At 71.7% G+C, this 21,941-nt stretch carries 22 protein-coding genes; 6 read left to right on the top strand and 16 right to left on the bottom strand.

What is annotated here, in order from left to right; all coding sequences use genetic code 11:
• Nucleotides 1-73: 73 nt before the first annotated feature.
• Nucleotides 74-1,543, bottom strand: a complete 1,470-nt coding sequence (locus tag HC362_RS02180) for a cytosine permease (RefSeq protein ID WP_243082071.1) — start codon at nucleotides 1,541-1,543, stop codon at nucleotides 74-76.
• A gap of 242 nt (nucleotides 1,544-1,785) precedes the next feature.
• Here HC362_RS02180 and HC362_RS02175 point away from each other — a divergent pair, with 242 nt between their 5' ends.
• Together HC362_RS02175 and secD are read left to right on the top strand one after the other, a co-directional pair.
• A complete protein-coding gene (locus HC362_RS02175; protein WP_243082070.1) occupies nucleotides 1,786-2,253 on the top strand; it encodes a hypothetical protein in 468 nt (155 codons plus the stop codon).
• 270 nt (nucleotides 2,254-2,523) lie between these two features.
• Nucleotides 2,524-4,902, top strand: a complete 2,379-nt coding sequence (gene secD / locus HC362_RS02170) for a protein translocase subunit SecD (RefSeq protein ID WP_243082069.1) — start codon at nucleotides 2,524-2,526, stop codon at nucleotides 4,900-4,902.
• Nucleotides 4,903-4,958: 56 nt separating this feature from the next.
• Here secD and HC362_RS02165 read toward each other — a convergent pair whose 3' ends face one another.
• Nucleotides 4,959-5,723 (bottom strand): LysR family substrate-binding domain-containing protein, encoded by a 765-nt coding sequence (locus HC362_RS02165; protein WP_243082068.1) that lies wholly within the window; start codon nucleotides 5,721-5,723, stop codon nucleotides 4,959-4,961.
• A 58-nt stretch (nucleotides 5,724-5,781) separates the two neighbouring features.
• Between HC362_RS02165 and HC362_RS02160 the strand changes: the two genes are divergently transcribed.
• Nucleotides 5,782-6,207 (top strand): DUF5997 family protein, encoded by a 426-nt coding sequence (locus HC362_RS02160; protein WP_243082067.1) that lies wholly within the window; start codon nucleotides 5,782-5,784, stop codon nucleotides 6,205-6,207.
• A gap of 55 nt (nucleotides 6,208-6,262) precedes the next feature.
• On the opposite strand, the gene HC362_RS02155 is transcribed toward HC362_RS02160, so the two are convergent.
• Genes HC362_RS02155 through HC362_RS02145 form a run of 3 tightly spaced genes read right to left on the bottom strand, consistent with a single transcriptional unit; the run spans nucleotide 6,263 to nucleotide 7,911 of the window.
• Entirely contained in the window at nucleotides 6,263-6,592 is a 330-nt protein-coding gene (locus HC362_RS02155) for a putative quinol monooxygenase (protein ID WP_243082066.1), read from the bottom strand.
• Between the two features lie 48 nt (nucleotides 6,593-6,640).
• On the bottom strand, nucleotides 6,641-7,378 hold the full coding sequence (locus HC362_RS02150; RefSeq protein WP_243082065.1) for an IclR family transcriptional regulator: 738 nt from the start codon (nucleotides 7,376-7,378) through the stop codon (nucleotides 6,641-6,643).
• Entirely contained in the window at nucleotides 7,378-7,911 is a 534-nt protein-coding gene (locus HC362_RS02145; protein WP_243082064.1) for a MarR family transcriptional regulator, read from the bottom strand. The genes HC362_RS02150 and HC362_RS02145 overlap by 1 nt, the downstream gene beginning before the upstream one ends.
• 124 nt (nucleotides 7,912-8,035) lie before the next feature.
• On the opposite strand from HC362_RS02145, the gene HC362_RS02140 reads away from it, so the two are divergent.
• Both HC362_RS02140 and HC362_RS02135 read left to right on the top strand, forming a co-directional pair.
• On the top strand, nucleotides 8,036-8,449 hold the full coding sequence (locus tag HC362_RS02140; RefSeq protein ID WP_243082063.1) for an organic hydroperoxide resistance protein: 414 nt from the start codon (nucleotides 8,036-8,038) through the stop codon (nucleotides 8,447-8,449).
• 222 nt (nucleotides 8,450-8,671) lie between these two features.
• Nucleotides 8,672-9,700 (top strand): DUF3048 domain-containing protein, encoded by a 1,029-nt coding sequence (locus HC362_RS02135; protein ID WP_243082062.1) that lies wholly within the window; start codon nucleotides 8,672-8,674, stop codon nucleotides 9,698-9,700.
• A 118-nt stretch (nucleotides 9,701-9,818) separates the two neighbouring features.
• Here HC362_RS02135 and cpt read toward each other — a convergent pair whose 3' ends face one another.
• The 3 genes from cpt to HC362_RS02120 all read right to left on the bottom strand — a co-directional run bounded on the left by cpt (nucleotide 9,819) and on the right by HC362_RS02120 (nucleotide 12,095).
• On the bottom strand, nucleotides 9,819-10,352 hold the full coding sequence (gene cpt / locus HC362_RS02130; RefSeq protein ID WP_243082061.1) for a chloramphenicol phosphotransferase CPT: 534 nt from the start codon (nucleotides 10,350-10,352) through the stop codon (nucleotides 9,819-9,821).
• 70 nt (nucleotides 10,353-10,422) lie between these two features.
• Entirely contained in the window at nucleotides 10,423-11,301 is an 879-nt protein-coding gene (locus HC362_RS02125) for an XRE family transcriptional regulator (RefSeq protein ID WP_243082060.1), read from the bottom strand.
• Nucleotides 11,298-12,095 (bottom strand): peptidoglycan-binding protein, encoded by a 798-nt coding sequence (locus tag HC362_RS02120; protein ID WP_243082059.1) that lies wholly within the window; start codon nucleotides 12,093-12,095, stop codon nucleotides 11,298-11,300. Before HC362_RS02120 ends, HC362_RS02125 begins: the two co-directional genes overlap by 4 nt.
• A 310-nt stretch (nucleotides 12,096-12,405) precedes the next feature.
• Between HC362_RS02120 and HC362_RS02115 the strand changes: the two genes are divergently transcribed.
• Nucleotides 12,406-12,852 carry a peptidoglycan-binding domain-containing protein gene (locus tag HC362_RS02115; RefSeq protein WP_243082058.1) on the top strand — a complete coding sequence of 149 codons (447 nt, stop codon included), beginning with the start codon at nucleotides 12,406-12,408 and terminating at the stop codon, nucleotides 12,850-12,852.
• 88 nt (nucleotides 12,853-12,940) lie between these two features.
• Here HC362_RS02115 and HC362_RS02110 read toward each other — a convergent pair whose 3' ends face one another.
• The 8 genes from HC362_RS02110 to HC362_RS02075 form a co-directional block, all read right to left on the bottom strand.
• Nucleotides 12,941-13,894, bottom strand: a complete 954-nt coding sequence (locus HC362_RS02110; RefSeq protein WP_243082057.1) for a serine hydrolase — start codon at nucleotides 13,892-13,894, stop codon at nucleotides 12,941-12,943.
• Between the two features lie 444 nt (nucleotides 13,895-14,338).
• Entirely contained in the window at nucleotides 14,339-15,688 is a 1,350-nt protein-coding gene (locus HC362_RS02105) for a cytochrome P450 (protein ID WP_243082056.1), read from the bottom strand.
• Between the two features lie 38 nt (nucleotides 15,689-15,726).
• Nucleotides 15,727-16,902 (bottom strand): selina-4(15),7(11)-diene synthase, encoded by a 1,176-nt coding sequence (locus HC362_RS02100; RefSeq protein WP_243082055.1) that lies wholly within the window; start codon nucleotides 16,900-16,902, stop codon nucleotides 15,727-15,729.
• 277 nt (nucleotides 16,903-17,179) lie between these two features.
• The gene (locus tag HC362_RS02095) at nucleotides 17,180-18,571 is read right to left on the bottom strand and encodes a cytochrome P450 (protein WP_243088316.1); all 1,392 of its coding nucleotides are present in this window, start codon (nucleotides 18,569-18,571) and stop codon (nucleotides 17,180-17,182) included.
• 170 nt (nucleotides 18,572-18,741) lie between these two features.
• Nucleotides 18,742-19,362 (bottom strand): ATP/GTP-binding protein, encoded by a 621-nt coding sequence (locus HC362_RS02090; RefSeq protein ID WP_243082054.1) that lies wholly within the window; start codon nucleotides 19,360-19,362, stop codon nucleotides 18,742-18,744.
• The gene (locus HC362_RS02085; protein ID WP_243082053.1) at nucleotides 19,343-19,690 is read right to left on the bottom strand and encodes a DUF742 domain-containing protein; all 348 of its coding nucleotides are present in this window, start codon (nucleotides 19,688-19,690) and stop codon (nucleotides 19,343-19,345) included. The genes HC362_RS02090 and HC362_RS02085 overlap by 20 nt, the downstream gene beginning before the upstream one ends.
• Nucleotides 19,687-20,091, bottom strand: a complete 405-nt coding sequence (locus HC362_RS02080; protein ID WP_243082052.1) for a roadblock/LC7 domain-containing protein — start codon at nucleotides 20,089-20,091, stop codon at nucleotides 19,687-19,689. The genes HC362_RS02085 and HC362_RS02080 overlap by 4 nt, the downstream gene beginning before the upstream one ends.
• A gap of 3 nt (nucleotides 20,092-20,094) precedes the next feature.
• On the bottom strand, nucleotides 20,095-21,627 hold the full coding sequence (locus HC362_RS02075) for an ATP-binding protein (protein WP_243082051.1): 1,533 nt from the start codon (nucleotides 21,625-21,627) through the stop codon (nucleotides 20,095-20,097).
• Nucleotides 21,628-21,941 lie beyond the last annotated feature (314 nt).

Genomic DNA, 21,941 nt, shown 5'->3' with positions numbered 1-21,941 from the left:
GGTCTCCGTTCGGTTCACCACGCCGCCCCCTCATCACCGTGCCCGGCCCGCCCTCACCAGTGCCCCGGCCCGCTCACCGGGCTTCCGCCTCGGCCGTCGGCTCCGTGCCGGTCGCTACGGCAGGGCCGGCGCCGCGCGGTCCCGGGGGCGTCGCGGGCGGGGCGGTCAGGATGGTGCGCTCCGGGATGTGGGCCGTGTCGCCGTGGGCCAGCAGCCAGTAGAGGACCGCCGGGACCGCCAGTCCCACGAGCCAGGAGATGTCGGCGCCGCCGAGCGGGTCCACCAGCGGACCGGTGTAGAAGTGCGTCGCCAGGAAGGGGAACTGGGCCGCGAGGCCGACGGCGTAGACGGTCAGCGCCCGCCACCGCCAGGCGCCGTACCGGCCCTGCGGGTCGCTGAGCGCGGGCAGGTCGTAGCGCTCCTTGGCGACGAGGTAGTAGTCGACCAGGTTGATGGCCGACCACGGCGTGAACGCGGTGAGCAGGAAGAGCAGGAAGTCCTTGAACGAGGTCAGGAAGCTGTCCTTGCCCGCCAGGGCCACTGCCGTGCCGACGACCATGATGGCGGCGATGTAGCCGGCCCTGGCGCGCGGCCCCAGCTCCCGCTGTCCCCGGAAGCCGCTGACCCCGGTCACCATCGACATGAAGCCGCCGTAGGTGTTGAGGACATTGATGGTCAGCTTTCCCAGGGCGATGACGAAGTACAGGAACGAGGCCATGAGCCCGGCCCCGCCCAGCCCGACCACGTAGCCGACCTCGTGCCCCACGAACGCCGGACCGGCCGCCGCCGCGGCCAGCGCGCCGAAGGTCATCGACCACTGCGACCCCAGCACGGAGCCGCCCAGCGTCCACCAGAAGGTGGCGCGCGCCGAGGTGGAGCGGGGCAGGTAGCGCGAGTAGTCGGCGACGTACGGACCGAAGGCCAGTTGCCAGGAGGCCGACAGCGAGACCGCCAGCAGGAAGACCGGGAAGGAGAACGCGCGCTCGGCGAGCAGCTCGGCGAGGTCGGCCCGCTCCAGCAGCCGGAAGCCGAGATAGACGAAGGCCAGCGCGCACACCAGGCTCGCCACTCTGCCCAGTGCGTGGATGACGCGGTATCCGACGGCGGCCGCCACGGCGGTGACGAGTGCGAACAGCACGATGCCGGGGGTGTCCCCGAGGTGGGTCAGCTCGCCGACGGCCTGGCCCGCCAGGACGCTGCCGCTGGCGAAGAACCCGATGTACATCACGATGACCAGCGCCAGCGGTACGACAGCGCCGCGCACCCCGAACTGGGCGCGGCTGGAGATCATCTGCGGCAGCCCGAGCCGGGGGCCCTGCGCCGAGTGCAGCGCCATGACCGCTCCGCCGAGCAGATTGCCCAGCAGCAGCCCGAACACCGCCCAGAAGGCCGGGGCGCCGAAGACGACGGCGAGGGCGCCCGTCACGACGGCCGTGATCTGGAGGTTGGCTCCCAGCCAGAGAGTGAACTGGCTGAACGCCCTGCCGTGTCGCTCCGCGTCCGGGACAACGTCGATCGAGCGACGCTCCACCACACCGGCCATTCGCTGCACCTTCTTTCGCGTTCTTCGCGCACACCCGGTTCCGCGATTCCGCGGGCCGCGGGCTCCGTGGCACCGCGGCTCTGCATGGGTGTATTCATGCTGGGGTCCGGATGAATGGCCGTCAATACATAGAGGTGAATCTTGCGTAACGGCGGTCGGTGCCGCGAGTGCTCCGGCGCCGCTGCCCCCGCGTAGACTGCCCGGCACCGGCAACCGGCCACGGAGTTCGACGGGGAGGGACCATGCAGCCGAGCTCGCGGCCCCTGTCCCCACGCCGTTCCGCGTCCGCGGTCCTCGCCCTCGTCTGGGGCGCTCTGCTGCTCCTGACCGGCGCCGTGCCGGCGACTCCCGCGCAGCCGGGCGCGCCGTCGTCCAGCACCGTGGCGGCGGACCGGGGAGCACTCCACGGCTCCGGTGGCTCTTCCGCCCCCGTCCGGGCAGACACCTGGCGCAGGGCGGTGGTGCACGAAGCCACGGCCAAGGCCGCCAAGACGGTGGCGCACGGGGCCACGGCGACGGCCGTGCACGAGGTGCGGCCGAACGGCCATCCGGGCCACCCGCCTGCCCTCCCGACCGCCGCCTCGCCCTTCGCGCCCGCGCCGCTCCTCGGCCGCTCGGCGGCCGATCCCTCGCAGGAGCGGGCACCGCCGCACTCCGCGCACGACCCGCGCACCAGCCGGGGCCCGCCTCGGTCACCACTCGCCGTCTGACCGAGTCGGCCGGCTCTCCTCCGCACCCTGCCCGCGGCGCGTGCCCGTGCCGTCACCTCGTTCGCGTACGCGCTCCCCGAACCCGCTCGACGGGCCTGCCCGGCCATAGGCGCCGCAGGGGCCGGAGCGCGCGGCAACGGGCACTGGGTGGTGCCCCGGTGCGCTCCGGTGCCGCCGTGGCTCCGTCACGGGCGGCAGTGCGGAAGGGGGCGGGTCGGCTGCCCTGTGCGCCGCGTATGCCGCGCGGTGCCTCTTCAGCCTGGAGTGGTCTTGTCCCGTACGCCCCGCCGTACCCCCCGTACCGCCGGTGCTCAGCACCGTTCCCGCGCGCCGCTGTGGCGCGCGCTGCTCGCGCTCGCCGTCGTAGGAGTCTCGCTCTTCTTCGCCCTGACCACCCCGGCCCGGCTGGGGCTGGACCTCAAGGGCGGAACCCACATCGTCCTCGAAACCCGGAACGGCCCCGGTGTGCGGGCCGACCGGGCCGCCACCGACCGCGCGCTGGAGGTGCTCAGGCAGCGCGTCGACGCCCTCGGCGTGGCCGAGCCGTCGCTGTCCCGCGCGGGCGAGAACCGCATTCTCGTCGAACTGCCCGGGGTGCAGGACCCCAGGGAAGCGGCCGAGGTGATCGGCCGCACCGCACAGCTGACCTTCCATCCGGTCGAGGAGGTGACGGAGCGACGGCCACAGGGCAAGGCCCGGCCCGAGAAGGGCGAGGACGGCTCCCGCGTCCTGCCCGACCCGGACGACAAGCGGGCCGCGCTGCGGCTGGGGTCCGCCGCGCTGACCGGTGAGGGGGTGAAGAACGCCGAGCCGCAGCTCGACACCGCGCAGGGCAGCGGCTGGAGTGTCACCGTCGACTTCCGGGGCGGCGCAGCGGACAAGTGGGCGCGACTGACAGGGGAGGCCGCCTGCCGCCCGGTGGACGCGCCGCAGCGGCGGGTGGCGATCGTGCTGGACGACCGGATCGTCTCCGCGCCCCGCATCCAGGACAGCGTGCCCTGCCGTACGGGGATCACCGGCGGATCCACCCAGATCACCGGTGACTTCGGCGACGACGAGGCCAAGGAGCTGGCCGCACTCATCAAGGGCGGCGCGCTGCCCGTACCGGTCGAGGTGATCGAGCAGCAGACCGTCGGGCCGACCCTGGGCGCCGACGCCATCCGGGCCAGTGCACAGGCGGCGGTCATCGGACTGCTGTGCACAGCGGTGTTCATCACCGTCGTCTACCGGCTGCTGGGCGCACTGGCCACCGTAGCCCTCGGTGCCTACGGCCTGATCTCCTACGCGGCGCTCGTCGCACTGGGCGCCACGCTGACGCTGCCGGGGCTCGCCGGCTTCGTGCTCGCCATCGGCATGGCGGTGGACGCCAACGTGCTCGTCTTCGAACGGGCCCGCGAGGAGTACAACCGCCCGCGCCCGCGCCCGGACAAGCCACGGCAGGAGCGGGATCTGCGGCGTGCGCTGCGCACCGGGTTCCGCCAGGCGTACACCGCCGTCATCGACTCGAACGTCACCACGCTGCTGGCCGCCGGGCTGCTGTTCTTCTTCGCCACGGGGCCGGTCAAGGGCTTCGGCGTGACCCTCTCGCTGGGGGTCCTCGCCTCGATGGTCTCCGCCATGGTGATCACCCGGGTGCTCGCCGAATGGGCCGTGCGCCGCCGCCGGGTACGACGGCGGCCAGGGCTGACCGGTCTCGCCGGCTCCTCCCGGCTGCGCGACCGGCTCGCGGCGCGCCGGCCCCGCCTCGCCCGCCGGCCCCGCCTGTGGCTGACCACGATGGCGGGGCTGGTGCTGGTGGCCCTCGCCGGGATCGGGTTCCGTGGGCTGGAGTTCGGTGTGGAGTTCACCGGTGGCCGGATGGTGGAGTACGGCACGAGCAGGACCGTCGACGCCGACACCGCACGCCGGGCCGTGGCGGACGCGGGGTTCCCGCGCGCAGTGGTGCAGGAGGCGGGCGAAGGGGGCGTCTCCGTACGGACCGAGAAGCTCACCGACGCGGAACGGGAGCGTATCCGCGAGGGACTGGAGCCGGCCGGCGGTCACGTCTCGGTCGAACGGGACGAGTTGGTGGGACCCAGCCTCGGCAGCGAGCTGCGGCGCAAGGCCCTGATCGCGCTGTCCATCGCCGTCGGCGCCCAGTTGCTGTATCTGAGTGTCAGGTTCCGCTGGACGTTCGCCACGGCAGCCGTCGCGGCGATGGCGCAGGACGTCCTGCTGGTGGTGGGGCTGTTCGCCTGGCTGGGCAAGCCGGTCGACAGCGTCTTCCTGGCCGCGCTGCTCACCGTCGTCGGCTATTCGGTCAACGACACCGTCGTGGTGCTCGACCGGCTGCGCGGTATGCGCCGTGCGGACCGCGCGACCCCGCTGCCGGAACTGGCCGACGCCGCCGTGGCCCGTACTCTGCCGCGCACCGTGAACACCGGGATGGGCGCGCTGTTCATCCTGGTCGCCCTGGCGCTGTTGGGCGGCGACTCACTGACCGACTTCTCGGTGGCGCTGCTGGCCGGAGTGGTCTTCGGAACGGCCTCCACGGTCCTGACGGCGACCCCGATGGCCGCCGTACTGGAACGGTGGCGGCCCCGGCCGCACCCCGAGCGCGCGGATCACGCTCGGCAGCGCGACAGGGACAGTTCAGGCGCCGTGGTGTAGGCGCGTTGTCCGGGAAGCGGGAGCCGGGCCCAGCTCGCCCGGCCACCGAGGAGCTGTCAGCGGCGGCGGGGTCTGCCTCGTTTGCCGGGCTTGGCGCCCCCGGAGCCGGTACGCCTGCCGCGGCCCTTCCCGGCCGGCTTGGGGGGCGCCGGTTTCCGCCGGGCGCCCTCGGCCGCAGGGCGCTTCTCCTTCGGCTGCGCCGGGGCGGGGCGGCGGCCCCGGGAGCTGTTGACGGTGCGGCCGCGGACGATGCCGATGAAGTCCTCCACCATGTCGGTGGTCCGCTCCTCCGGCCACGAGAGCGCGACCTGGGACCGCGGGACGTCCGTGAGCGGCCGGTAGGTGAGGTCCCTGCGGTGGTGCAGCCGGGCGAGCGACTGCGGGACGACGAGCAGCCCGACGCCCGCCGCCACCAGTTGGACGGCGTCCGCCGTGGTGGCGGGACGCTCCTGCGCGGGCCGGCCCGGCGGGTGCTCCCAGTCGAGTGTGTCGTCCAGGGGGTGCAGCACGAGCTCGTCGGCCAGCTCCTCGGCGGTCACCTCGTCCACGGCCGTCACGATGTGGTCCTTGGGGACCACGACCACCGTCGTCTCGGTGTAGAGAGGGATGACGCTCAGATCCGTACGGTCGATCGGCAGCCGGACGAAGCCGGCGTCCGCGCCGCCGCCGCGCAGGACGTCGGGGGCCTCGGCTGCGGACAGCCCGACGAGGTGCAGCGGGATGTCGGGCAGCCGCTCCTCCCAGATCCGCACCCACTTGGTGGGGGTCACGCCCGGGACGTAACCGAGCCGGAACGAAGGAGGTGCGTCTGAGCCTGTCACCTGGCCAGGTTACCGGGCGTGGTCTTGGGCGGCACACACGATCGATATGCTGGAGCCCATGACGTCGCACAAGAACACCCAGACGATGAAGCCCGCGACCGCGGCCAAGAAACTGGGTGTGTACCTCGATGCCACCCCCGAGGAGTTCCAGGAGGGTGTCGTCTCGCGCGACGAGCTGAACGCGCTCCAGGCCGATCCGCCCGAGTGGCTGCGGGAACTGCGGCGCAACGGCCCGCACCCCCGCCCTGTGGTCGCGGCGAAGCTGGGCGTCTCCACCTCCGGTCTGGTGCGCGGCGGAGTGACCGAACCGCTCACCACCGAACAGATCGAGGCCCTGAAGAGCGAGAGCCCGGAGTGGCTGCGCAAGGAGCGCGCCACCCAGGCCGAGGTGCGCAAGGAGGCGGCACGCCTCAAGGAGAAGCGGCTCCAGGAGAACGAGAAGGCCGCACAGCGCGCGGAGCAGCCCCGCCGCCCCCGCCCCTGACTGGGCGCGGCCCCCGTACGGGTACGTGCAGCCCCCGTTCAGGCATGTGAGAGCCCTACGGCTTGGGTGTCAGTTCGGCCATGGTTCCCCAGCCGTGCTGGTCGGGGATGTTCACGTTGATGATTCGCGGGGTCTCGGCGATCGCTGTGGACATGGCCTCCAGGCCCGCCTTGAAGTGCTCGGACTCGACGTGCGCCGCGCCTGCCGCGTCGTCGGCGAAGGCTTCCAGCAGGGTGAACCGGTTCGGGTCGTCGACGTCGCGTGACCAGTCGAAGAAGAGGTTGCCCGGTTCGGCGCGTGTGGCTTCGGTGAAGGGACCCACCAGGGAGAGCCACTCGTCGGCGTAGTCGGGACGGACTGTGAAACGTACGGCGATGAAGATCATGCCGCCAGCATGGGACGCGCTGCGCTGTTCGGCCAGCCGGGCAGGGCCTCATTCCGACGCTGTCGGAAACGCGGCGGCCGCGCGCAGCAGCGCTGCGCCGACCTCGGCGTGCCGGAGCTGGAAGAGCCGGCGCGGCAGCGAGACGGACAGCGCGGCGGGTGCGGCGTCCGGACGGCCGGGCAGGGGTACGGCCAGGCAGGTGTGGGCCGGGTCGGCCTCGCCCACGGAGACGGCCAGGCCCCGGTCGCGCACTCGGGCGAGCTCGGCCTCGAAGCGTGCCTCGTCGGTGATGGTGCGGTCGGTGTGCCGCGCCATGCCGTGGTCGGTGAGATAGCGGCGCCGCGCCGCGCGCGGGAGCTGGGCGAGCAGGGCCTTGCCGTGCGCGGTGGCGTGCGCCCTCCTCTCGGGGCCGGGCGCGAAGGGGTCGGTGGCCGTGAGAGGCGTGGTGCTGTCGATGACGGTGATCTGCCCGTCCCGGTAGGTGGTGAAGTACGCCTCGGCACCGGTGGCCCGGCGTATCCGGGGGAGCAGCGCCGCGGCCTTGGCGTCGACGCTGTGGTGCCGCCGGAAGGAGCGGTGCAGCGCCGGCACGCGCGGGCCGGGGCTGTACCCGTCCGGGCCGCGCAGCACATGGCCGCGCTCGATGAGCGGAGCGAGCAGGTGGTAGACGGTCGAGAGGGAGCAGCCGCACTGCCGTGCGAGTGTCTTGGCGCTCACCGGGCCGGGTGCCTCGGACACCGCGTCCAGCAGATCGAGCGCACGGTCCACCGATCGAGGGCCGGTCATCAGGGCGCGGACTCGTCTCCGCCGAGCGGGGCTGTCTCGTCTCCGCCGAGCAGGGCTGCCTCGTCGGCGACGGCGGTGTCGAGCGCCTGGGTGAGCTCGTCGAGCCGGGCACGCAGCTCGGCGGCCTCGGCCGCGTCGAAGCCCGCGGCTGCCGCGATCCGACGTGGGACGCGCAGGGCGCGCTCGCGCAGCTGCTCGCCCGCCTCGGTGAGACGCACCTGGACCGAGCGTTCGTCCTGTGCGGAGCGCTCGCGCCGGACGAGTCCTGCCGACTCCAGCCGTTTGAGGAGCGGTGACAGGGTGCCGGAGTCGAGCCGCAGCTGTGCGCTCAGGCTCTTGATCGACACCTCGCCGTGCTCCCACAGCACGAGCATCACCAGGTACTGCGGATAGGTGAGACCCAGGTCCTTCAGCAGCACGCGGTAGACGCTGCCGAACGCCCGTGACGCGGCGTTGAGGGAGAAGCAGATCTGGCGGTCCAGTCGGAGGAAGTCCTCCTCCGGTACGTCGGTGGGTGTCGGCAACCGGTTCATGATCCCAGCGTACCTGCTGCGAGCATTTGAGTTGTGCACAATTTAATTGTGTGCTCTCCTTGTGACCCGGGGCGGCCTGGCCGGGCCGCACCGCCGACCTGTCATCGAGAGGGATGGTCTTTCCATGGACGCGCTCTACACCGCTGTCGCCACCGCCACACACGGCCGGGAGGGGCGAGCCGTCGCCTCCGACGGCAAGCTGGACGTCCAACTCGCCCCGCCGCGGGAGATGGGCGGCAGTGGCCTGGGCACCAACCCGGAGCAGCTCTTCGCCGCCGGCTACGCGGCGTGCTTCGCCAGCGCCCTCGGCGTCGTCGGCCGACGGGCGAAGGTCGATGTCTCCGAGGCCGCCGTCACAGGCGAGGTCGGCATCGGCAAGCAGGGGGAGGGCTTCGCCCTCGCCGTGACGCTGCGGGTGGAGCTCCCTGACGGCCTCGACGGCGAGACGGGCCGCACGCTCGTCGAGCAGGCGCACCAGGTCTGCCCGTACTCCAACGCGACGCGCGGCAACATACCGGTCGAACTCGTCGTCGAGTGACCGGCCTGCCGGGCCGGTTGGCCTCCGGGGCGATGGTCCGCGTCGGGTGCGCGGCTCGGGACCGCGCGCGGGAAGACGCCAAACGTCAACACGTCCTGAAATCAGGCCGGTTGGCACGCACTGGCGAGGCGACCGGCTCCCGCTTCGGGTATTGACGGCGCCGGAGCGGGAAGGGTGGGGTGGGCTCCTCCAGCAGAATTTCCCCCCACAGGAGGTCTGTTCATGGCAGGCAGCTCCCCCTCACCTTCCTCCGCCGGCGGCTCGAAGGGCTCCCCGCGAATACCCGCACGCCGCCGTGTCCGCCTGGCAGCCGCACTGGCCGTCGCCGGCGGGCTGGCGGGTGCCGCCGCGGCCACGCCGTCGTTCGCCGCTTACGGGAACGACGACGGCGCCGCTGCCGAACGGCACGATGCCGCGTTCACCTCACCGTTCACCGGTCTTCCCGCCCAGCGGAACCCGGTGCTCGCCGTGAAGATCGACAACCACAAGGACGCACGCCCGCAGACCGCGCTCGAAGACGCCGACATCGTCGGCGTCGAGAAGGTCGAGGGCGGACTGGGCAGGGTGTTCGCGGTCTATTCCAGCCACTACCCCGAAACGCTGGGCCCCGTGCGCAGCGCCCGCGAGTACAACGTCGAGCAGATGCGGATGTTCCAGCGCCCCGCGCTCGCCTACTCGGGGGCGCGCGCCGCGGTCGTTGAGAAGATCAAGAAGTCACCGCTGTACGGGGTGTCCCACGACGACCACCCGGACGCCTACGAACGCGGTGGGGACAACGAGCCGCCGCACAACCTCTACGGTCACCCCGACAAGATCCTCGAAAAGGCCCCGAAGGCGAGCAAGGCCGACGACATCGGCTTCCGTTTCGGCGCCGAGCCGAGCGGTGGGACGCCGACCGACGAAGAGACCGTGGACTACGGTTCTGCACGGACCACCTTCAACTGGTCGGCCAAGGAGGGCCGTTGGCTGGTCTCCTTCGACGGCGACCCGGCGAAGGGCACATCGGGGAAGCGGCTCGGCGGCAAGACAGTGATCATCCAGAAGACGGAGATGCCGCCGGACTCCAGCGGCAAGACGCCCTACATCGAGACCGTGGGCAGCGGCGAGGCGACCGTACTGCGCGACGGAAAGGCGTTCACCACGAAGTGGGAGCGCGAGAGCGCGACGAGTGACACCACCTACACCCTCTCGAACGGCAAGCGGATGCCCTTCGACCGCGGTCAGGTCTGGCTCGTCTACCAGGAGCGCTGACGGCGCCTCCGCGGTGTGGTGCATGCGGAGTCGTGCCGGGTGGCTGCTGGTCGCCCGGCACGACACTGCCGACCAGACACATGGTTTCAGTACACCCCTCGAAGCGGCTGACCGCTGCTCATACGACCCGCGCGGCGATGGTCCGCGCGCACTCCAGCGCCTCGGTGCGGGTGGTGTCCACCTCCAGGTCGTAGCGCACGCCTTGGTGCGCCACCTGCGCCTGGGAGGCGGCCATGCCCGCGGTCCGGTCCCCTCTGGCCGTCTCACGGCCCGCGGCGACCGTGCTCTCGCACCTGACGCCGACCCACAGCACCCGCAGGCCGTGCAAGGCGTTCTGCCACCGCTGCTGGGACGCGGAGCCACCGAGGAAGACGTCATCGACGACGATCCGGGCACCCGCACGCGCCATGGCGGCGACCCCCTCCATCCAGGCCGCTTCCAGCGTGCGGAACGCGGCCCCCACGTGCACACCGCCGTCGGCGGCGAACCCGATCCCGGTGCCGGAGGTCTGCAAGGACACCGGCATGGCGTCCACCAGGGTGTCGACCCCGACTGCGAGCCACGGGTCCGGCAGGATGCTCTGCAGACACCGGGCGATCCCCGTCTTGCCCGAACTGGAGCCACCGTTGAGCACGATCACCTGAACTGTCACCGCGACAGGGTAGAGGGGACCTCCTGAACGCTCGCAACACATTTCGGCGCCGGTGCGGTGGGCCTGACGGCTATCGAGCGGGCTCGACGCCACCGATATGGGGGTGGTCCGGCCGTGGTGTGGCGGCCTTGCCCACGCGGGCCTCGACGCACTCCGGATCGCCGTCGGCCGAAGCCGACTTGAAGCAGGCCCGGACCATGCGGCCGGGCCGGGCCGCGGTCATCCCGGTGTGGACATAGCTGTCCGCGTCGGCCCTGTCCTCGACGCGGACGCCGCGGGTCGGACCGCCCGCTGTGACCTCTACCCGGTCACCGACCCGGGTCCCCCACATCCGGACCCAGCCCGCGCCGCACTTCTCGCTGTACCGCAGCTCCACGTGGGCGCCGGTGGAGGCGCGGTACGTGGTGAGTGTGTCGGCGCCGATGCCGCAGACCAGGCGTATCGGGTCCCTGCCCTCGCAGGTGTCTCCGTGGCATCGGGCGGCGGGAGAGTACGGAACGGAAGCCGCGGGCAGTTCGTCCGCCGGGGCCTCCCGGCCCGGCAGCAGAACGAACCCGAGTGCCACCCCACCGACCAGCACGGTGTACACCAGCGCCAGCGCCACCACGAGTCGGCCCCTGTGACCGCGTGGCCGCCCGGTCTCCGGAGGCGGTGGCGGCTCCGGAGGCTGCGGTCGCGGCTCGGCGGCGGCAGGGACGGGGACCACAGCGCGTCCGCTCCAGTCCGACTCGGCGATCTCCCACAGGGCGACCAGGCGCCCGTCCGGTTCGCTCGCGACCCGGCACAGCTCCCGTACAGCCTGACGTGGGGGCATGCTCTTGCCGTTGAGGTAGCGCTCCCACGAGGACTTGCTGTACGCCGTGCGTTCCGACAGTGCCGCCAGGCTCAGCCCCGTACGTGCCCGCAGCTCCCGCAGCTCCGCGGCCAGCCGGGTGTGCTCCTCGGTCACTTCGGCGCCGCCTCCCGCAGGGCCTTCCAGGTGCGCGGGTCGAGGACACCGTCCACGGCAAGCCCTTCCCGTGCCTGGACGCGCTCGACCGCACGCTGCGTCTGCCGGCCGAAGACGCCGTCGATGTCCCCCGGCGCGGCGCCCGCCCGGTGCAGCAGGCACTGTGCCTCGGCCACTTCCGGCCCGGAGTGCGCATACGCCAGAACGCTGCCAAAGGTGCGGCTGTGACCCGCGTACCAGCGCCCGTTCCGCTGCTGCCACCGGCAGGCGCCGCCGACCGGTGCCGAGGACTCCGACGCGGTGACCGGGACCGCGGCGACCAGTCCGGAGCGGTCCTCCGCGAGCCTGGTGCGGGCATCGGCGTGCCGTACTGCCAGCAGAAGCGCCGCGGAGACGGACAGCATCAGCGCCACCGCTCCCGCCGTGACCGCGGTGTGCCGGTAGCGCTCGTACGGCTGCTGCTCCGCGGGTGTGTGTACTGGTGTCGCAAGGGTGCTCTCCGGGTCGCAGCCGGCGGCTGCGCGCCCCTCCGTCCAGCGTTCGGCGGCGATGTCGTGGAGCACCAGCAACCGGGTCGGGTCGTCACCGCCGATGCGGGCCATCGCCTCGACGGCCTCCCGGGGCGGCAGAGACCTGCCGTTGAGATACCGCTGCCACGACCTCGCGCTGTATCCGGTCTTCGCGGCCAGCTGGTGGGTGCTCAGTTCGCTGCGGTCCTTCAGTTTGCGCAGTCGCACGATCAACCCGTGGACGTGTGGGTGCAGTTGTGCGGGCAGCTCTTTCCAACGCGACATGTTCCCCCCGATTCGCGCCAGGGACCGCTGGACCGGCCCCCCGTGTCCCGGATTCATTCTGCATGAGCAGTTGCAGGCACGCGGGGAATCGCGATCCACCCCGGCGCGGAATCAGCCATCCCCCGCTCGTGACCGTCCCGCGGCTGCGCCTCGGCGGACGACGTCCCAGCAGGTCAGAGCCCGGGACGTCCCGGGACGGGGTCACTTCCTCGTCAACTGTGGCCGGGCCGCTGCTCGGACCCGCAGTCTCGTCGAGGAGCCGGCCGGTGCGGTCGGCTCCGTCCATCGCACGTCACTGGAGGGGAACAGGATGCGAACTCTCACGAAAGCATTCGTCGGTGTCACCGCCGCGATCGGGATCGCCGGTGGCGGTCTGGCCACCGCGGGCACGGCCATCGCGGCTCCCGTGTCGGTCCAGCAGCAGACGGTGAGCGGCGAGGCCTCGGTGCTCGCGGTGGTCAACCTGGGGCTGGACACCGCCCATGCGAAGAGCTGGCAGTGCTGGCTGCGCACCACGGGCTACGACCCCGGAACGATCGACGGGAAGCTGGGCCCCAACAGCTGGAAGGCGGCGCAGCGGAAATTCAAGGCCATGGGCTACTACAACGATTCCATCGACGGAATCGTCGGGCCCAACACGATCAAGGCGCTGCAGAGGTACCTGAACCTGCACGGCGCCAACCTCGCCGTCGACGGGATCGCCGGGCCGGCGACCAGGTCCGAGTTCTGGGACTTCGCCGGCACACACCGCTGCTGAGCCCATCTGGGGACCGCGCACACGCCGCGGCCCGTCCGCTCCACCGGGAGCGGACGGGCCGCACGCGTCCGTCGGGCCGGTCACCCCGTCAGTGGGTGCCGGTCGCGCCCAGTTCGCGGTGGATGGCCCGCGAGGCGGCCTCCACGGTCTCGATACCGCGCTCCATCGTCTTGTTGTCCTGCGAGAGGACCGCGATGCCGTAGTCGTGGCCGCTTCCCGTGAAGGCCCCGACGCTGTTGACGCGCCAGCCGTGCTCGGCGCGCGACAGCCAGCCGTTCTTCACATGCACGGTCGCGTCCTTCGGTGCCCCGGCGGGGGTGCCCCAGCGCTGGCCGTCGTCGACCTTGTTCATCAGACAGAGCGCGTATGCGCGGGACTTGGCGTCCAGCACCCGGTTGCGCGAGGTGAGCAGCTTCAGCAGCTTGACCTCGTCGCGCGCCGTGATCTGGGTGAGGCCCCAGTAGCCGTGGCGGCCCGGGTCGGTGTCCCTCATGTGGGCCAGGTCGAGGAAGTGCTGCACGCCGCCGCGTGAGACCTCGCGCCAGAGCGCGGTGGTGGAGTCGTTGTCGGACTTGGTGATCATGGCGGTGGCGCGCTTCTTCTCCACCGGAGTGAGCTTGCGGTGATGGTCCTCCTCGGCCTGCCGCAGCAGTGCGCCGAGCAGGGTGGCCTTCACCACGCTCGCCGAGTCGTACCGGGAGTGCGCGCGATAGGTGCACGAGGTGTCGGACGAGCGGTCGTAGAGCGCGACTGCCGTGCTGCTGTGGCGCTCGCGCAGCGCCGTGGCCATCCTCCGGGACAGCCGGTCGGCGAGACCCGCGTCGTCCGAGCTGCACGTCACCTGGGAGCCGCCGACCCTGGCGTGCGCGGTGGTGGCCGCGGCTCCGTCCGCCGCGGCGAGCGTCCCGGCGGCCGTTCCACCGGCCAGCACGGTGGCCGGCAGGGCGAGCGCGCCCCACCTGCGCAGGCGGCGTGCGCGGCGGCGCGGAGTGCCGGGGCCGCCGCTCGGGTCGGTGTGCGTCAGACCTCTGCTCTTCCTCATGCGGGTCTCCCCGTTCGGTGCTTGGTCGTGGTCGCGACTGGGCGTACTGAGTGGCATGCGAGTCGGGCACCGAGGAACCGGGGCGTGTGCGGTGCGACCGCACCGGGAGATACCGCTGGGCGGCCGTACAGGCGCCGACGGCCCGGTGCCGGGTGCGGGCTCCGATGCGCGCACCTGCCATGGCGGGGGAGGGAGGGGGTCCCGGTCGGTCGCGTTCCGTGAACAGCCGGCGGCTGTACGCGAGCGCCGTACCCCTGCCCGACGCGCGACCCTACGCGGCGCTCGGCCGTTCCGGGAGCGGCGATCGCGTCGTCGGCGCGGGAAGAGACAATCCTCACGGCCGGGCGGTCGGCCGGATGACGGAGACCTCAGGGTCGAATACGCCACGTAGCCGCCGGTGCCCACACGTTACGCGTCCGTGTGCGCACCGGCGGTGTTGCCGGCTCAGGCCGTCGCAGCCCGTGGAACGGCCCGCATCGGCAGCCGGTCGGGGTGCGCGACCGCCGAGGCCACCTCCCGGACGGAGTGGCCGGGCAGTGGCTCCATCCGCCACCGGGCCAGCACGGTGGCCAGCGTGATGACGATCTCCGTCCAGGCGAAGCCGTCCCCGATGCACTTCCGGTTGCCGGCGCCGAACGGGATGTAGCTCTCGCGCGGCCGGCCCTCGCTGCGCTCCGGCAGCCAGCGGTCCGGGTCGAACCGCTCGGGTGCCTCGTACAGCCGGGGGTCGCGGTGCAGCGCGTAGAGACTGAACGCGATCTCGGTGCCGACCGGCAGCTCCACACCGCCGAGTTCCACAGGGGTGGCCACGCGGCGCATCAGCAGCGGGACGGAGTGCATCCGGGAGACCTCGCGCAACACACGGTCGGTGTACTCCAGCTTGGGCAGATCCTCGAAGGTGACGGGCCGGTCCCCGACGACGGTCCGGATCTCGTCGACGAGGCGCTCCTCCACCTCCGGGCGGGATGCCAGTTCGTGGAACGTCCAGCTGAGGGTCGAGGCCGTGGTCTCCGTACCGGCGAACATGATGGCGACCAGCTCGTCGCGCACCTCGCGGTCGCTGAGCGTCTCGCCGGTGTCGCTGTCGCGGGCGGCGAGCAGGGTGGAGAGCAGGTCGTTGACGTCCGCGTCGCCGCTCTCCCGGGAGGCGACGATGACGTCGTCGATGACCTTGCGCAGGCGGGCGGCGGCCTGGTCGAACTTCCGGTTGGCCGGAATCGGCAGCCGGTCCAGGAGCCTCGGTGTCACGGCCCGCAGCAGCGCGGTCTTCAGCAGGATCGGCACATCCCTGCGTACGGCCACCGCGGCAGGGCGGCTGATGTCGGTGGAGAACATCGTCTCGGCCAGGGTGCCGACCGAGAACTCGGCCAGCTCATGGTCGACTGCGACGGTCCCGCCCGGGCGCCAGGCATCGGCCATGGCCTGCGCCCGGTCGGCCATCACACGCGCGTACTCGGCGATCCTCTCCCGGTGGAAAGCCGGCTGCATCAGCCGCCGGTGCGGGCGCTGGATGTGCGAGGGCGCGGTCGGCAGTGCGTCCCCGACCAGGACCCGTGCCCGGACGAAGAACCTTCCCTTCTCCACGTGCCGGGCCTTGGTGACGAGCAGCTCGTGGGTGAGATCGGCGCTGTTGACGAAGTAGATGGGCAGGGTCCCGACGTCCACCCGGACCAGATCACCGGTCGACCGCAAGGACTGCATGAAGTCGAGCGGCCGACGCAGGAGGGGGACGACGTGGCCCAGCAGCGGCAGCCCTCCCGGGGCCCGGGGTATCGCGCGCAACGCGGTGCTCATAGGGTGCTCCTCTTCCTCAGCCTCATGGCTGCGGTCGCTCAGGCGCAGGAACGGCGGCGGTTTCCGGCCGCCGCCAGCCGGTCGGTGACGGGGCGGCGGGGGAGACCCCTCCCGGTGCCGACCGAGGCGGGCTGGGCGCTTTGCGCGAGGACAGGGGCTGGTTCGTCGGGAACGACGTCCCACCACCAGGCGACGGCCGGAATGTCGAGCGGCTCGGTGCTGTCGTCGGTGGGCGTTTCCCGGAACGTGGTGGGCAGGTCGGCGGGGTCCTCCGGGGTGGTGTAACGGCGCGAGGAGATGCCCCAGTCCTGCGCGGCCCGGATGAAGGAGCCGAGGCTTTCGAGGTACTGGCGCAGTTGCGGGCTGCCGGAGGCGGTGAGCCGGGCACCCATCCGCAGGAACAGGCACATGACACGGTCGCGCTGCGCGACGGCGGTCTCCAGCGCGTCCTTCGGCTTCAGCCCGTGGTGGTGTTCCAGTACGCGCAGCACGTTGAGGAAGTACTGCTGCCCCCGGGACTCCTTGTGGTGCGAGAAGAGGTCGTTGTCCCAGGTGATGACGAAGTAGGCCATCTCGGCTGCGGCCCGCACGGGGGTGCTGTCCCTCTCGTGCGGCTGGAGTTCGTAGCCGTACCCCACCTCCAGCAGTGGCATGACGACGGACGTGGCACCGTCGTACAGCCGCATCAGGGTGTAGTCGTTGAGGTCGGGGACGGTGCTCTTGCTGCGGTGCGACGCTTCCCACACCACCGAGAGGAAGTACTCGCGCAGCGCGTCCACCCAGCGCGCCACCTGCCCCGGTGTGGCGTGCTGGTCCATGCGGCGCCGCAGGTCCCGCAGCCCGGCGGCCAGGGGGTCGTCGTCGAGCATGGCCACTTCCGGGTTCTGGGCTATGCGCAGCAGCCGGGAGAGCTCGGGGACGAGTTGTCTGGGGTCGGTGCCGAGCTCTCCCTCTTCGCAGTGGCCGTCGTCGACGCCGAAGAGCCAGAGCACGAAGTCGGCGAGGAGCGAGATGACTTCCTCGTCACCGCCGGGGAGAATGCGCGCCGCGAAGGTTCCGATGTCGTGCCCGACCAGTTTCTCGCGGAGTTCGGGCGAGCCGATACGGAAGTTCCGGGCCCAGTCCGCGTTCTGGCGGTTGATCAGCTCGTGCCGCGGATGTATCGCTGGGGAAATCGGAGAATAGACGGGCGGGATGAGCACTCGGTGCTCCACTGTCGATCACCTCAGTCGTCCTGCGGCCCACGCCGCTTTCGTGCCCGAACACTCGAGAGGGCCTCCCGGTCGCGCACCGGTCCGCGGCAGCGGCGCCGAGCAATGCCGCGCAAACGGCAAGCGCTCATGCCACGACCCGCCCATGGGGGCGGGTCGGTAAGCGGCGGGGGGTGGTTGACGCAGTGTGACCCCTCTCCTGCTCATATGTATCCACTTCATCAACGGGCTATTCGCGCAACAGGAATCCCATGATTCCCGCCACCGCGGGGAACGGCGCCTACCGGCCGCTTCTCACCCGCCGCAGCGCTGCCGCCCACCGCGCGGCGCGGGCCGGTTTGCCCGACGGGCCGGGCTCCGCCGCCGCCCCGGGCGCCACCGAAGGCCACCCCTGCTGAGTCGCCTCCTGATGCGGCTGGGACACCGGCGGTGGCAGTGGCTGCCGGGTGGCCGACCCGTTCTCCCCCGCCTTCGGGCGTCCCACCCGGCGGGGCGGGGTGAACGAGGTGGGCAGCGACACCAGCCGCCGGGACATCAAGGCGGTGTCCCACTGCAGATCCTGCTCCGCGACCGCCAGCCGGAGGTCCGGCAGCCGGGAGAGCAGCGTGTCGATGCCGGTGTCCGCGATGGCCCGCCCCAGGTCCCGGCCGGGGCACTCGTGCGGACCGGCGCTGAAGGCCAGATGAGAGCGGTTGCCGTGCAGGGGAACCGACCGGTTGGGGCGCACCGCCGGGTCCGCGTTGCCGGCGGCCAGCCCGAGGACCAGCATGTCCCCGGCCTTGATCTGCTGACCGGCGAGCTGGGTGTCCCCGGTGGCCCAGCGGCCGATGTTGGTCGTCATCGGCGGTTCGTCCCACAGCACCTGCTCCAGCGCGTCGGGCAGGGTCGTGTGCCCACCGGCCAGAGTCGCCCGGAACCTGCGGTCGGTCAGCAGCATCCGCAGCGTGTTGGCGATCAGGTTGACCGTCGGTTCGTTCGCCGAGACCAGCGTCACCCGCAGGTGCTCCCGCACCTCGTCGTCGGTCAGCCGGGCCGGGTGTTCCAGCAGTTTGGAGGCGACGTCGTGCCCCGGGGAGGCGCGCTTGTGCTCGACCAGCCGCTGGAGGGTCTCGGTGATGAAGTCATTGCTCGCGACGGCGGTCTCGGTGCCCTTGATCATGTCCTTGGCCGCCTCGACCAGCCGCGGCCCGTACTCCTCCTCCATGCCGAACAGCTGCGTGATCACGCGCAGCGGGAGCTGGTCGGCGAACTGCCCGACCAGATCGGCCTGTCCGGTGTCCTGGAACCCGTCGATGAGCTGGTGGGTGAAGCGGATGACATAGCGTCGGATGCCGCGCGACTCGAAGCGGGACAGGCTCTCGGTGAGCGCCTGGCGCAGCCGTCGGTGCTCCATGCCGTCGGCGAACACGCACAGCGGCTGCCAGGTGGTCAGCGGGGCCAGCGGATGATCCGGGCCGATCCGGCCCTCCCGCATGGCGTGCCAGTGACGGGAGTCCCGGGAGAACAGCGAGGGGGTGCGCGCCACCTCCAGGTTCTCCCGGTGCCCCAGCACCAGCCAGACACGTACGTCCCCCGGCAGCAGCACCGGAGCGACCGGGCCGTGTTCGGCCCGCAGCTTCTCGTACAGGGCCATCGGGTCGGCCTCGGCCTCGGGCCCGAACAGCCGGCGCAGCCCCGCGGTGCCGCCGCCGGCTCCACCGGCATGCGCGGGACAGCCGGGCGGCGGCGCGACCGCGGCGCCCGCCGCCTCGCCACCCGGCTGAGGAGACGGGGGAGACGAGGGAGACGGAGGAGACGCCTGCGGCTCTGTCGGCTCGTACAGCGAATTGGGGGGTTGCCGGTTCACATCGCCTCCGAAGGCTTGGCGAGGGAATACAGGTACCGCATCAGCGACAGCAGGACGTCCTTGCTGGACTCCCGGCTCCGGGCGTCGCACACCAGCAGCGGCACGTCGTCGGTCAGGTCCAGCGCCTCGCGCAGCTCCTCGTCGGAGTAGGTGGGCGCCTCGTCGAACGCGTTGACGGCCACCACGAACGGCGTCTGCGACTCCTCCAGCCGGCCGAGCACATCGAAGCTCGCCTCCAGCCGCCGGGTGTCCACCAGCACCACCGCGCCCAGCGCGCCCTCGAACAGGCCGTTCCACAGGAACCAGAAGCGCTGCTGCCCCGGCGTGCCGAAGACGTACAGCACCAGTTCGTCGTTGAGACTGATCCGGCCGAAGTCCATGGCCACGGTCGTCATGTTCTTGCGCTCGACGCCGGCGAGGTCGTCGACGCTGACGCTCGCCTGCGTCATCGTCTCCTCGGTCGTCAGCGGCCGGATCTCACTGACCGAGCGGACCAGGGTCGTCTTGCCCACGCCGAAGCCGCCCACGATGACGATCTTGACAGCAGAGGTGGCCGACGAGGGCAGCGCGTCCTCGCTCCGAGGCCCCGCCACCGTCTCAGAGGTTCTGGAGACCATGGATCACCGCCTTGATGATGTCGATGTCGGGAAGAGACGGGGCAGGCGCCCTGGCTTCCACGCGTTCTTCGGCCAACAGATCCGCGAGCAGCACCGTGACGATGCTCACCGGGAGTTTCAGATGCGCGGAGATCTCCACGACTGACAGCGGTGACTCGCACACCCGCAGGATGGACTCGTGCTCCGGCTGCATGCCGATCTGCGGTGGGGTACGGGCGACGATCAGTGTGACCAGGTCGAGACCGGCCTCCTCGGATCCGCTGCGCCCGCCCGTAAGGATGTACAGCCGCTCCGGAGTGCCTTCGTCCCATTCGTCATCCGGCGTCATCGCACCGGCCGGTCGCCACGCGGCGGGCTGGTGAGGTGGGCGCCGATACGGGCGACGAGGTCCCGCATCTGCTGCCCCACCAGGCCCATGTCGACGCCTTCGTCGACCAGCACGACCAGATGGGCGCCCTCGCCCGCCGCCATCAGGTGCAGGAAGCCGCCGTCCAGTTCGATGACGACCATCCGCATCCGGCCATTGCTGTGCGGAAACTCCTGTGCGGCCGCCCCGGCCAGACTCTGCAGGCCCGCTCCGATCGCCGCCAGCCGGTCGGAGGTGTCCTTCTCCGGCGGGCACTGGGCCATGCACAGACCGTCCGACGACAGAAGGACGACATGGCGGGTCTGCGGGACGCTCTCCGCCAAGTCCTTGAGCATCCAGTCCATGTCGGGCTGCCGAACCATCGCTTACTCACCTTCATTCGACGACGTGTCGCTGTGTCCCTGGGCGGCAGCCGTTGCCGAGCGCTTGCCGGACAGACCTTCCTGAAAGGCGCCCATCCACATCCCGGGCGCGGGATCCTCCGACGGTGCCGCCTCCCGCTGTTCCTGCGCCGGAGCGGGGGCGCCGGCCGCCGGGCGGCTGCCGGACCGGCCGCGGCGGCTGCGACGCTGCGGCAACCCGCTGGCCGTACGCTCGACGACCTGTGGCGTCTCCTCGTCCATCCGCTCCTGCTCCCCGGGGCCGGCGGTCGACGGCGCGGGCTTCCCGGCCCGCGCGACGGACGGCGCGGACCCGCCCGAGGGGCGCTGCCCGGAGGCCGCGCCGATGCCGTGGGCGCGTCCGCTCGCGGGCGCCGTGGTGATCAGTTCGTGGGGGACGACGAGAACCGCGCGGACGCCCCCGTAGGCGGAAGGCGCCAGCGACACCTGGAAGTCGTACTCCTGGGCGAGGCGCCCCACCACGGTCAGGCCCAGCCGCGGCGCCTCCCCGAGGTCGTTCAGGTCGATGCCCTCGCGGGCGGTCTCGAGCATGTGCTCGGCCCGCTCCCTGGCCTCCTCGCTCAGCCCGAACCCGCCGTCCTCGATCTCGATGGCGATGCCCGCGTGCACCTCGCTCGCCGTCAGATGGACCCGGGTCTGCGGCGGCGAGTAGGTGGTGGCGTTGTCCAGCAGCTCCGCGAGCGCGTGGATCAGCGGCTCCACGGCCCGGCCCACGACGGCGACTTCCGCGACCGAGTGCAGCGAGACCCGCTGGTAATCGGCGATCCGCGACATGGCGCCGCGCAGCACGCTGTAGATCGGCACGGCCTGGCTCCACTGCCGGCCCGGACGCGCCCCGCCGAGCACCGCGATGGTGTCGGCGAGCCGGCTGATCAGAGCGTTGCTGTGGTCCAGCCGCAGCAGGTCGGCGAAGAACTCGCCGCTCCCGCCGTGACGTTCCTCCATCTCCCGCAGGTCGGTGGCCTGCCGGTGCACGATCGCCTGGACGCGGCGGGCGATGTTGACGACTCCGCGCTGCGCGGAGTCGCGCAGGGACTCCTCGGCGCGCACCGCCTCGACCACCGAGCGCAGCAGCTCGTGGTGGGCCGCCTCGAACTCGGCTCCGAGCCCCGACTCAGGACCGGTGGCCGCCAGGGAGCGCACCACCTCCTCGGCGAACTCGCCCCGGCGCAGCCGCTCCACCGCCTGGGGCAGCCGCTCCTTGGCCAGCTGCACGGTCGCCGCCTCCTGCTGCCGCAGGTGGTACTGGAGCAGCTGCTGCTGCTCCGCGTACTGGGTCCGCACCTGAGCCAGAGCGCGGTTCCTGCGGAACAGTTCGCCCGCTGTGAGGGCGACGGCGGCCGTGCCCAGGGCCCCGCAGCCGATGACCGCGGCACGGGCGTCCCCGGGGACCTGGACGGCCGCGACGATCGTGGCGAGGGCCATGGCGAGGGTGGGCAGCCACCACCACAGTTGGGCGGACCGTTGACCTCCGGGCGACGATCCCGTGCGCATCATCAGCGTCCTCAAATCGTTCGACAGACTGAGCAAAGGGGCGATGTGGGGAGCAACGAGTCCACCTCCGGTCCTCCGCAGGGGGTCTCACCCCGGCTCTCCGGGGCCCCGCAGCAGGACAAGATGTGACCGGGGAACTCAGTGAGACTCCGTCATGCCGAGGCTGATGCAGCATAACCAGAAACGATCAACGCCTAACAAGCGAGGCACCGTTGGGCTCGTGAGCTGCACAGAGGATGGCGTACCGAAACGGATGGGGTGTGGCTTGCGCTCGGTGTTCCGGTGAACACTGTGAGAAATAGCACCTCTGCGGGGGA

Origin of the sequence: Streptomyces sp. 891-h (assembly GCF_022760275.1) — a bacterium.
GTDB classification, from domain to species: domain Bacteria; phylum Actinomycetota; class Actinomycetes; order Streptomycetales; family Streptomycetaceae; genus Streptomyces; species Streptomyces spirodelae.
Note: the sequence above shows the minus strand (reverse complement) of the source record. Positions and strands in the feature narration are given on the sequence as shown.